Raw genomic sequence first — 11,949 nt, forward strand, 5'->3', positions numbered from 1 at the left:
CCGTACGGCGGGAGGTTGATCTCACCCTTATAGATGCGAATAGAGATCACGCCATGCACGTTTTTGCCCACGTTTACTTTCTTTACCTCGTTCGCGGAGTTGACTAAAAGCGTCCTGCCGTTCCCCACCCGGGCCAGGGCCCCTTCCGGAGTATTGGGACCGCACTGCAATTGGGAACGGTGTGGGTTTTTCCCGTGAGTGCCAGGCCCAGCAGGATCGACACAGATCCCAGCGCAGACACGCAAGCGAGCGACAGCCTGCGGGAGAGCTCTCCGTGCCCAGTCGTGCTGCCGCCGAGTGAGAACGAGCCAAAGAAGCTCAGTGAAGTGAGAAGGACGAAAACGGAGCGCTCGCCTCGTGACTCAGGAAAAATATATCGGGGCCATATGGCTCACATCGCAGCAAGAACCACAGAACACCGGCGAGAAACGCCGTCCTTTTCAGCGCAGCATCGATGATGAGAAGCAGATTTAGCAGAAGACAGTTCGTCGAGCCCAGTCTGCGGTTTCAAACGCCGGCTAGTAGCCGGTTGTGCAATGGATATTTCGGCGCTGCTCTTTGTGGCATTGCTACTGACCAAGAGCATCACACCGCGCTAACCAGAGACATGCTCGCCATGAACTGAGCCTGATCTTTGCCGAACTTAAGTTGTGCGTTCCACGTTGCGTGTAAGAGGCGGAGAGTAGAACAAGCACGAGAGCGGAAACGTGCATAGAGGCGTCATCCTTTATCTCCAGGGTCGATCGCTCGGGCGCGGACATGATCAGCGCTCATGCCAAAGGGCTCGGGCGCTCCGCATCCTTTGGCAATTCTGATCTTCACTGGAATGTAGATCGACCGGGAGTTGGCAGCCGGGGCATTGCCGCATGTTCGGCGTTCGACCGGAAGACGCTCGAATGCTACAAAATAAAATCCAATTTCGATCAAGCCGCCGATGCAGTCATGTCTAGAAGGAGCCGAAGTTCAGCCCAGAAAAGGCCCCATCGTACCCATCATTGACTTGAATGAACATGAAAGCGAAATCCCTCGCTCACTTGAAGTGCATTGTCACAACGGAGTGGGAAGGCTTAACGCGTGCGAGTGAATTTTCACTGAGTTAAAGAGAAAGCGGGGATGGCACCGGTTAGGCCTAGACTCATCCCCGCGTCTTCATGGATGCCTGAAGCCTACGGCATCAAGACACTGTCGATCACATGTACGACGCCATTGGATTGATAGACGTCAGCAGTTGTCACCTCGGCTGACCCGCCTTTCGCATCCGTAATCTTGATCGCGTTGCCGTCTATGGCGAAAGAAAGAGGCTCGCCCTGTACCGTCTTTAATGTGGCGGTACCGTGTCCTTTCTTGATCTCTTTGATGAGCTTCTGCGAATCGTAAATGCCGGGTACGACATGGTAGGTGAGAATGCTCGTGAGCTTGGCTTTGTTCTCAGGTTGAACGAGAGTGCTGACCGTACCATCAGGAAGCTTTGCAAATGCGTCGTTGGTAGGCGCAAAGACAGTGAAAGGGCCAGGGCCGGCAAGCGTGTCGACAAGGCCCGCTGCCTTCACCGCAGTCACTAATGTCGTGAGGTTAGGGGCAGCGGATGCATTTACGGGGATTGGCTTGCTGGCATACATGGCAGCACCGCCAACCATCGGGTCCTGCTTTTGGGCCTGGGCGACGATTGGAGCGACGACTAACAGCGCGCAGGCAAAAACGTTCATCACGGACTTCTTCATGGGTTCTCCTCGGATTACGCCTAGCTGTGTGAGGAGTTGCTCCTCTTGCACACACCGAATGAACGCATCGAAGTGGAGAACTGGATTGCTTTCGAAGAGGATTTCTTAGTTGTGTCTTTTATTGACTCAACGCTTATCCCGTCGAACCCGCCAATAGGATGGGCAGGGTCGGTGTCGCTGAACCGGAAGCCTGCTCCATCGTGACGCCGAAGGCCTTCGCCGCGATGCCGCGCGGAATCGGAGGAAGCACGACGCTGCCATTGCCGGAAGCGTCTGCCGTAAAAAGCCCTGCGGGCAAGGGCGAAGATCCATTGGCAGGGATTAGCCAAAGCTCGTAGGTTTTGCCCGGAGGCAATGGCTTCAGATGGCTCGCCTGAAAGAGGATCGAACCTTGAGAAGCGATGTAGGTGAGATGGCCCTGAGGATCAGGCGGCAGGTGCGAGGCGACCAGAACGATATGCTGCGCGTCTGGAGCCGTGAGTATTTCAAAAATCTGCTGAGCCCTGGCGTTACCGGTGCGAAGTACCCTGTTCTCATTCTCGAGGCGTGCAATCCGTGACCGGTCTTCCCTTGAGCGCTGTTGCAAGGTGTGCACCTTGTAAGCATGCAACGCCAAAATAATGAACAGTACGGCAGCGATGGATTGCCAGATGCGAGCGGAGCGTGCGAAGGAGCGCGACGGGAAAGGACGTGTATGTATCTTTACTTTTTCTTCCTGCGCTTGCTTAGACGCTGTTGCGATGCTTGCAAGAAAGCGATCGCGCGCGGCCGCGGGGAGCTGTCTTTCTGGCGCTGTAAAGGCCAACAGGGACATGTCGCCATGTAACTCTGCTAATTGGCGGCGGCATTGCTCGCAGCCGGATACATGCGATGCTACGGCCGCACTCTCATCGGGAGAAAGAGCTCCCAGCGCAAAAAGCGCGAGATCGTCAGGCGAGATGTGAACTGGATCTGTCATCTGCCAAGCGCCTTCCTCAGACGGTTCAAACCTAAACGGATGCGGGTCTTGATTGTCCCAAGTGGATCGCCTGTCCGTTCGGCGATCTCCGCGTGGGTGAGCCCTTCAAAAAATGCAAGTTCGAGCAGTTTCTGTTGCTCGGGAGGAAAGCTCTGCAACTCGGTTCTTACGCGAGCCACCAATTCGATACGTTCCGCCTCTGACTCCACATTACATGGGGAAGCAAGGATGACCTCGTCGACATTATCGGTGTACCGACGTCGCCGCAGCAGATCGATGGCACGATTGCGTGCAACTACTGCAAACCACGCTGCTAATGAGCCCTGCTCTCCTGACCAGTCGCGAGCCGACTGCCAAGTCTGGAAAAATACGTCCTGCACCACGTCCTGCGCCTGGCTCTCGTCGCGCAGTACACGAAAGGCAACGGAGTAAACCAGAGATCCGTATTTGTCGAAGAGTTCTGTCATCGCCCCTTGATCCCGTTTTCGAATGGCGAGCAGAAGCGACAAGTCGCTACGCACGCCAGTCCCTTCGGCAGGCATGTGTGCGCTATTATCTTCTGCCGGATTCGGGGGCACGTGGTCCATCAGGGATAGGAAGTGCTCTTCAGGTGTACTAGGGCGAGGGCCAGTTGGCGAGTACGCGCTAGCTTGGATGCCTTCCTTCCGATTTCCGAGCCGGACGTCGAAAATTTATCTGCACTATCCATCTGTCGGACCCTGGGCCGGGATGCGAGCAGAAGCCGCTGTACCTGTCCGCATCTCCCGGTCACCTGGCTATTTGATAGTTCCATTCATGGCGTCGGGATAAAAGGCGCCACCCGTTCCAGCCGCGCCGCCGCCATACACAATGCTGAGGACCTGCGTGGTGGTGCGCGCGTAAGTCATGCCGTTGGAGTCGTTGTCGACAATCGTTGCGGCTCCGCTGGAATTGATCGATACCCCGATGTCATCGTTGCCGGTGCCATCGAGTTTTGCGCGCGTTGCTGCCACAGCCTGGGAGATCTGCTGGGCTGCGGTCCCTGCCTGAAAGATTCGCGTTCGGATGCCTGCGGCGTGATAAGCCTCGACGCCGTGAATGCCCACTGCTTTATCGAGATACGTCTTGCTGGAGATCAGTCCTGCTGCGCCCTGATACGCAGTCACACCAACGTCCTCAAAGATAAAAGCGCCAATGAGGAAGTTCGTCTCACTGGCGAAGGGATCGAAGGAACTGCCCAGTCCTGCTGCCTGGGCAAGCGCGTTGAAGCTATTGAGTAAATCAATGTTCGGCATGGCAACAGCGCTTGAACCCAATGCGGACTGGAGAAATTTCACGTGATTCTGCTCATCTTCCGCGACTTCCATAGCGAACGACTGGAGCGAGTCCCCGGAGAGGAAGGGAACCATAGGGCTGGATTTGACCGTGACGCTGCCGCCCGCGCTGCCGCTACCGCTATCGATCGAAAGCCCCGCCTGGCTTAGCGTCATGCCGGTCGTTGCGAGCGTGTAGAACTGAGCCTCGAGGAATTCAAGATTCAAGGCGAAGTTGAGTATGTCTGTATCTGTCACGGTGGTTTGAGCAGCGGCACGGCTACCGAGCGCCAGACCTGCCAACGCGGCGCCGCCCATGATAAGAGCCGAACGGCGGGAAGCCAGCCGCTCCTCACGGCATTGCTGCAGTGCATTCAGATCGATTTCACTCATGTTTATTCCCCTTAGGAAGCTGATGCCGTGATGGTGCCGTTGAGCCCGCTTGGAAAGAAGCCTCCCTTGGAGACACTCCCCGACTTGGAGTCCAAGTAGACGATGTGCAGCACCTGGTCTGTAGTGCGATCGTAGGCGATTGCGTTAGAGTCGGCGGCAACGATCGCATTTGCGGCAAGTGCAGTCTCCGCAGTGTTGTTCCCACTAGCCGCCGCACTCGCTTCGCCTCGGAGCATCTCGATCTGATTGGCCACGCTGATGTACGTGCTTCCCAACTGTGCGATCAGAGTGCGAATCATCCCAGCATGGTAGGCCTCGGTCGCATAAATTCCGGCGGCAGCAGCGAGATTGGTTTTGCTGGATAGAAGGCTAGCCGCACCGTGATAGGCTGTGACACCAACGTCTTCGAACAGGAAGGCCCCGAGCAGGAAACTGTCTTCATCGGCAAAGGGGTTGAAAGATGATCCATTCGCTATGCCCGCGGCCGTAGCTGCCGCAGAGAAGCTGCTCATGAGGTCGATAGCGGGGCGGGGTACCGCGCTTGAACTAAGGGCATTACGCAGAAAGCGTACGTGTGCAAGTTCGTCTGCAGCAATTTCCAAGGCGTATTGCTGAATAGCTTGCGTCTGGAAAGGGACTTGTGTCCCGCCGGTGACCGCTCCTGCCCCCGAACCAGCGTCAGTCGTAGAGAGTCCAGCGCCGGTTGTTGCTCTAAGGTAAAACTCTGCTTCGAGATATTCCAGATTCAGCGCAAAATTGAGGATATCGGTATCAGTGACCGCGGTTGTCGGTGGCGTAGGACTTGTGGTGTTGTTACTCGATGATCCTCCGCACCCAGTGGTGGACAGTGCCGCCGCAACGCCTGCTGTACATCCCAAACCTGCGACAAACGATCGGCGGGACAAAGCGCCTCTCAGGTAGTCCCCGGGCTTGCGTATCATGTAATCTCTCCTCTTCGTTGTGCCTAGCCGGACAGCCAACGCATCGATAGAACGGAGAGCGGCGAAATTCAGATTCGTCCAAGACGAATATTTGTTCAGCTTCTGGACCTATGGTTTTGATCCCGCGCGCATCCTCTACCGGAGCAGCTTTGGTAGCCGCTTTGGAAGGGGCGCGAACGGACGCCCCGGCTGGAACGCACTCCAGCGACCTTTGAGGCAATAGCGAAGGTCCGTCTTTCGAGAAATGGGGATAGGGAAAGCAGACCTTCAGAGCAAAGTGGCGTTTCGGCTCCAAGCCACTGGAAAACAAACGCTGTCACACCCTCTCTTATCTTCTGGTCCCATGCCACCTCTCTATATTCAATACTTGGTACTCAACATTTGAAGCAGCAGCTGATGCGAGATGGGAGACTGCAAGGAAATCCTCTCTGTATCACTGCTCAACTGAGCCTATGCGAAAGCCTGCCTCTGAATATCTCCGATCTCCGCGGGCAGATACCGCCGTGTCTCCCGGCACAACGGGCATTCAGCGATGATCAATGACGCAGGCATAGTCTCTACCGGAGCCAGAAAGTTTCCTCCACAGCGCTTGCATTTGATTGCGAAGTCGCTAGGGCGCTGGGAAGGTCTTTGGCAGATCATGACATACCTAGTTAAGCGAACAAAAGGCGCATATCAATATGCAGCAAAGGATCGTTCTCGAATGCCGCGGCAGTAGAAGAGGTTTGCTCGAAAATCACTCGCCGTGATGCTATCGCGCCGAAGCGCGCCGGTGATTAGCCCATCGTCTCTTCTGAGCAGCGATGATGCGTGCGCGGCCTTCTTCAGACATGATCGGCTTTTTACGCACCTTTGCGGTCACGGACTTATGCAGCAGGGCACGGACCTGCTGAAGGAGCGTTATTTCATGCTCAAGTTCCGCAATGATGCCTTCGACGTCCATGGCCAACAATTTTATGGTCAACGGGCAACAGAAATCATTCATATCCACCCATAAACACAAAACTTCCCCGACCAGGTTTGAGCCTGTGGCGGGGATGGGGGAGGGCTATACGTCATGGGGGATGACGATGGGTTTACCGTACGCGCAAGCGGCGCTTCTGCTCTGCTGCTGCGTAGGTTTTATTCCTTCTGGATGTCACACGTTGTCTAGAACGCGGGGGTTGGTTGTGGGGCGAGGGCGGTTCCCGATGAGGAGCAAGCGAGCCTGTCTTAAACGAGCAATCTCGAGATCGATCTCTGCAACGAGTGCAAGGGTGTTCATATGCGCGAAATAGTATCCGCAAGACGAGGCATGCTCACAGAGAAAAATGTAGAGGGCGTTCGTCTTAACGATTTCCCTTCACTGACTGGAAGTGAGATCACGAATCGCCCGAGAGCTTCGGCAATTTCACATTGCTGGCTCTTTTGCGTGATATCAATCTGTTGAAGGCTCTGGTGAAATAGCTAAATGCACGCAAGTGCTCCTACACCCACTGATGCAGCACATTCTGAGTCTCTTCGGCCCGCATGCCCGTCGTGCAAAGAACGCTCTACTTATCGCACACGCCGCACTCCTCGTGAACGCCTCATCTTCTGGCGGAAGGCGTTCCGATGTGACGAATGCGGCACGCGGTTTTTCGTTTTAGCCAAGAGTTAGCCGCATTCCTCGCCTTGAAGAAGTTCGCTCAACTGGCCTTTGGCATCTCTGCTGGAGTCTCTACCGGCTGGCTGGTGCAAATGTGACCGTGCTCCAAAAGGCCTAGCTGCCAGTGGCGCGCAGCGAACGCGATATGTTCCCCGCATCTTGAACATGAGGAGTGGTAGAGGAAATCTGTACGGCTGTACCGCCGAAGGAAAGGTGCGGGCGCTTGCTGGAAAAATGCCAACTGAGGTGGGTCTCCATCTGATGTGATGCGAAAAGCACCTTGCAGTATCCAGCACCTCTACAAAAAAATGGTTCGTCGTGGAGTGAACCGGGCCGTATGCCCTATGATTCTGGTACTAAGAATTTAGTTGCACTCGGCTCAGTGCAGGTTTGCTCGAAGAGGTGATGTGACTTGTGATGCAGTCATCACTCGCCCAGCAGATGACTGAGCCGGAGCCAAGCACCACCCGCTCCGATGGTTCCGGCAACGGTGCCGGCGATCACACGATTGCGCTTCACAGCTCCGGCGCGATCTTCGGCAAATGCCTTTGCGGCGTCGGTCTTCGTAACAGCGTCCCGGGCGACGTCTGCGAACTTCTGCTTCGTCTGCTCTGTGGCCTTGGCAGGCATCTGCCCGATTGCTACCTAAAGCGTGCTGAAGGCGCCCGCTGTATAAGTATAAGCGACTCGCACGGGTCACAAGCTTCGCAGGGCTGACCACATCCTGAGCGGCGTTTGCCCCCCCTGGGAGAGCGCCAACGCGGCTATATGTTCTCGGGCATCCGTCGGCGCCCCATAATTAATATTAGAGTCGATTTTTGACACCGCTACCTATGTTCGGAGTAGCGATATTAGCATGCATACAACTCGTTCCAATCTTCCGTCCTATTATTACCGATTAGTGCAATCAATTTGCGCACGAGCACGCATGTGAGCTTTTCGATTCACGAAATATGGAAGTATAGCGACGCGAGCGAGTTGGCGACTAGCCTTTCACATCAGAACATAGCTCCATAAAGTAATTAAGGGCTTCGGATCAAATGTGAACCGAAACCTTGTTCGTTATGCTGCCACGCTCGATGCGGCTCCATTCGTGTGTTGCGATATGCGAGTAAGAATTTGGTCGGCGCTCTTTTCTTCCTCTAGCGTACGCTGAAGGGCTTCCACATGCCGTGTTAAGCCGAGAGCGTGAGCCCAGTCACGGGCGCTTCCATAAGAAGCAATTTCGTAATGTTCGACTTTCTGTGCAGTTGCGATAAGCCCGGCATCGCGCACGGGCCCGGCGTCCGACTCTTTGGTGATATTTTCGCCGGAGGCAACGATCGCCGTGAGGATCGGATCCTTCTTGTCGTCCACATCGTTGTCATTAACTTCAGCGATCAGATCTTCCAGACGCGTGACGTGAATTTCTGTTTCTTTGAGATGGGATTCGAAAGCCTGCTTCAGCTAAGCGTCGCTTGCATGCTCAATCATCTTGGGAAGACCTTTGACGATTTGCTCTTCTGTGGACAGCAGGTAACGCAACTGGGCAAGGTAAAGCGACCGAAGATTCTGGAAGTCGTTGGCTGTGATAAGTCCCATGGATTTCACCTCAAGTAATATACGAGCCCTCGTTCTTCTCGCTAAGAGTCGCCGAAGTGGATCTCTGTTGCCATCTTGATTTCCCAACTTTACGCGGAACCTCAAGCGGCTACGCTGAAGTGTCGGAGAGCCGACACTTCAGCAACATTATGAAATCATGCGGGCTTCTACGAGCGCTAATCTTGCATCTCGCTTAAGTGAGCACTTCTTTTTCGCCGCTCAGTCCTGAGTTCTCGCTCGCCTCTCGATTCTCATCACTCTGCATAGCCAGCGTTCAATACTTTCATGCTCATCGAGCGTTAAGGGAGTCTCACATGCCCCCTATATTGATCGACCCGCGCAAGCACGGCCCCATTCCCCCTTTTCCCCAGCAGCCGCAATCCCATCCAGGCTCTGTCCACAGTATGAATCCGCCAGCCGATCACGGAGAAGATAGCTACCAAGGAAGCGGGAAATTGAAAGGCCGTGTCGCTCTCGTCACAGGCGGTGATTCCGGAATCGGGCGCGCCGTCGCAATTGCCTTCGCGAAGGAGGGCGCGGATGTAGCCATCTCCTACCTTAAGGAGGAAGAGGCGGATGCAGAGGATACGAGTTTAAGGATTCAGGCCAGCGGAAGCCGGGCGCTCAAGATTCCCATTGATCTGCGTGATGCGAGTTCCGCAGATTCATTGCTGGGCAAAGTTATTGCTGAGTTCGGCCGCCTCGATATCCTCTTGAACAATGCAGCTTTTCAGATGTCTCATGATGATCTCGAAGACGTCTCGGCTGAGGAGTTCGAACACACCTTTCGCACCAATGTCTTTGCAACATTTTTGCTCACCCAGGGAGCTTTGCAGAGGCTTTCGCCGGGCGGCGTCGTGCTCAATACAACCTCTATTCAGGCATATCAACCGAGTCCCAGCCTCGTTGCTTATGCTGCGACCAAGTCCGCAATCCTGAGCATGACGAAAAGCATGGCGTCGCATGCTATGAAGAGAGGCGTGCGTATCAACGCCGTCGCTCCGGGGCCGGTTTGGACACCTCTCATCCCGTCCACGATGCCGGAGGAAAAAGTGAAGGACTTTGGCGCCAAGACCGAGTTCGGGCGACCCGCGCAACCGATCGAACTCGCTCGGATTTTCGTTTTCTTGGCCTCCGACGAGGCGAGCTATGTCACGGGAGAAATCTATGGCGCGACAGGCGGCCGCAGCCCGTACTGAATATCTCGGTTCAATTTGATCAGGTTGGCAGGTCTATTCGACCGCAAAAAACTTGGAACGGTTTCAAACTTTCCGGTTCAGACGTAAGACACAGGGCTCGCAGCTCAATCAAAGGACATTAACGCTCTTATGGCTACACGTAAAGAAAGCACTAAAACTCCACAGCAGAAAAATGATTCGTACACCGGCAACGGCGATGAGCTTCATCAGGTTGCCGGAGGCACTCATCCGCCAATGACGACGCAGACCGGAGTCGTCATCGCAGACGATGAAAACTCGTTGAAAGCCGGAGAGCGCGGGCCCTCATTACTCGAGGATTTGCACCTTCTCGAAAAAATCCAGCATTTCGATCACGAACGAATTCCGGAACGTGTTGTGCACGCTCGCGGCTATGGGGCGCATGGCTATTTTGAATTGACGGACTCGCTCACCGGCATCTCACGTGCGGCCATACTCACAGAAGCGGGAGTGAAGACACCCGTCTTTGTTCGCTTCTCTACAGTGGCGGGCAATAAGGGCTCGACAGATCTGGCTCGTGATGTGAGAGGCTTCGCTGTGAAGTTCTATACGAAGGAAGGAAACTGGGATTTGGTTGGAAATAATATTCCGGTCTTCTTCATTCAGGATGCATTGAAGTTTCCCGATCTCATCCATGCCGCAAAGCAAGAGCCCGATCGTGGTTTTCCGCAGGCGCAAACCGCACACGATACGTTCTGGGACTTCGCATCCCTCATGCCCGAGTCAACTCATATGCTGATGTGGGCCATGAGCGATCGCGCTATTCCCCGCTCATTCCGCATGATGGAAGGCTTCGGAGTTCATACTTACCGGCTGATCAGCGAAGAGGGAAAATCTACATTCGTAAAATTTCACTGGCGTCCTAAGCTCGGCATGCAATCTGTGGTCTGGGATGAAGCTCTCAAGATTTCTGGTGCCGATCCCGACTATCATCGGCGTGATCTGTGGGATGCAATTGCACAAGGTGATTTTCCCGAGTGGGAACTAGGCTTGCAGCTGTTCGATGAAGAGTTTGCTGAGAAGTTTGACTTCGATGTTCTCGACGCGACCAAGCTAATCCCCGAAGAACTTCTTCCTTTACGTATCGTTGGCCGACTCGTACTCGATCGAGTGGTGACCAATTTCTTCGCAGAGACAGAACAGGTGGCGTTCTGTGTGCGTAATGTAGTCCCCGGCATCGACTTCACGAACGATCCTCTCCTACAAGGAAGGATTCTCTCCTATCAAGATACGCAGCTCATTCGGCTTGGCGGTCCAAACTTTCAACAGATCCCGATTAACGCGCCGAAATGTCCGGTCATGCATAACCAGCGGGATGGACACATGCAGACCAATCTACAGAAAGGACGGGTGCACTACTCTCCCAGCTCGCTTGAAACAGATTCCCCACGCCAAGATCCCAAACACGGGTTTTCAAGCTATAGAGAGCCCGTGAACGGCGACAAGCTCCGCATCCGTTCCGAATCATTTGCAGACCATTTTTCCCAGGCTCGACAATTCTTCTATTCACAAACTGAGCCGGAACAAAACCACATCGTTTCCGCGTTCATTTTTGAACTCAGTAAGGTTGAGACGAAAGCTGTCCGGGAGCGCATGGTCGGCCAACTTGCGAACGTTTGTCCGGATATAGCTAGTCGTGTTGCAGCAGGTTTAGGCTTAACCGGGAAGCTGCCCGCTATTCCTGCAGCGGTGCCTGTGCGCACAGACCTTGCTGCCTCTCCTGCATTGAGCATCCTGGCGAAAACCAGGCCCTCATTACAAGGAAGGAGGATCGGATGCCTCGTTGCCGATGGCACAGACACGGGTCTGCTTGCGTCAATTCGGAAGGCCGTGGAAGACGTAGGTGCGAATTTCAAAATCATCTCACCGAAGGTCGGCGGCTTTGAAGGCCAAGACGGAAGCGCGACGGAAGCTGATTTTCAGCTGGCTGGTGGCGCCTCTGTCCTTTTTGATCACGTTTTTTTGGCACTCTCAGAAGAAGGAACGGCTCAGCTGCTTAAAGAGGCTAGTGCAGTTGCCTGGGTACATGACGCCTTCCAGCACCTCAAGGTCATCGGAGCTACTGCCGCAGCTCAGCCCCTACTCGACAAAGCCGGAGTTATTGCCGATGAGGGGGTCATCATAGGCGATGCCCCGAAGAAATATCTCAAAGCCGCCGCAAACGGAAAAGTGTGGGCACGTGAGCCGGCGGTACGGACGATTTACTGATCACGATTGTG

The 11,949-nt window shown here is 54.6% G+C and carries 10 protein-coding genes; 2 read left to right on the top strand and 8 right to left on the bottom strand.

Annotated elements, in window-relative coordinates; genetic code table 11:
• Positions 1-1,166: 1,166 nt before the first annotated feature.
• From QM649_RS03840 to QM649_RS03875, 8 genes are all read right to left on the bottom strand, one after another.
• Positions 1,167-1,721 carry a fasciclin domain-containing protein gene (locus QM649_RS03840; protein WP_415197688.1) on the bottom strand — a complete coding sequence of 185 codons (555 nt, stop codon included), beginning with the start codon at positions 1,719-1,721 and terminating at the stop codon, positions 1,167-1,169.
• Between the two features lie 133 nt (positions 1,722-1,854).
• Positions 1,855-2,679: an anti-sigma factor domain-containing protein gene (locus tag QM649_RS03845; RefSeq protein WP_415197689.1), complete on the bottom strand. Its 825-nt coding sequence runs from the start codon at positions 2,677-2,679 to the stop codon at positions 1,855-1,857.
• Positions 2,676-3,221, bottom strand: a complete 546-nt coding sequence (locus tag QM649_RS03850; protein WP_415197690.1) for an RNA polymerase sigma factor — start codon at positions 3,219-3,221, stop codon at positions 2,676-2,678. The genes QM649_RS03845 and QM649_RS03850 overlap by 4 nt, the downstream gene beginning before the upstream one ends.
• 234 nt (positions 3,222-3,455) lie before the next feature.
• Positions 3,456-4,364 carry a ferritin-like domain-containing protein gene (locus QM649_RS03855; RefSeq protein ID WP_415197691.1) on the bottom strand — a complete coding sequence of 303 codons (909 nt, stop codon included), beginning with the start codon at positions 4,362-4,364 and terminating at the stop codon, positions 3,456-3,458.
• A gap of 11 nt (positions 4,365-4,375) precedes the next feature.
• A complete protein-coding gene (locus QM649_RS03860) occupies positions 4,376-5,305 on the bottom strand; it encodes a ferritin-like domain-containing protein (RefSeq protein WP_415197692.1) in 930 nt (309 codons plus the stop codon).
• A gap of 751 nt (positions 5,306-6,056) precedes the next feature.
• Positions 6,057-6,290 (bottom strand): hypothetical protein, encoded by a 234-nt coding sequence (locus QM649_RS03865; RefSeq protein WP_415197693.1) that lies wholly within the window; start codon positions 6,288-6,290, stop codon positions 6,057-6,059.
• Between the two features lie 1,068 nt (positions 6,291-7,358).
• Positions 7,359-7,562, bottom strand: a complete 204-nt coding sequence (locus QM649_RS03870) for a hypothetical protein (protein WP_415197694.1) — start codon at positions 7,560-7,562, stop codon at positions 7,359-7,361.
• A 432-nt stretch (positions 7,563-7,994) separates the two neighbouring features.
• Entirely contained in the window at positions 7,995-8,378 is a 384-nt protein-coding gene (locus QM649_RS03875) for a ferritin-like domain-containing protein (RefSeq protein WP_415197700.1), read from the bottom strand.
• A gap of 539 nt (positions 8,379-8,917) precedes the next feature.
• Between QM649_RS03875 and QM649_RS03880 the strand changes: the two genes are divergently transcribed.
• A complete protein-coding gene (locus tag QM649_RS03880; protein WP_415197695.1) occupies positions 8,918-9,712 on the top strand; it encodes an SDR family oxidoreductase in 795 nt (264 codons plus the stop codon).
• Between the two features lie 129 nt (positions 9,713-9,841).
• Positions 9,842-11,938 carry a catalase gene (locus QM649_RS03885; protein ID WP_415197696.1) on the top strand — a complete coding sequence of 699 codons (2,097 nt, stop codon included), beginning with the start codon at positions 9,842-9,844 and terminating at the stop codon, positions 11,936-11,938.
• Positions 11,939-11,949 lie beyond the last annotated feature (11 nt).

The sequence above is a fragment of the Silvibacterium sp. genome (genome assembly GCF_047605705.1).
Classification (GTDB): domain Bacteria; phylum Acidobacteriota; class Terriglobia; order Terriglobales; family Acidobacteriaceae; genus Silvibacterium.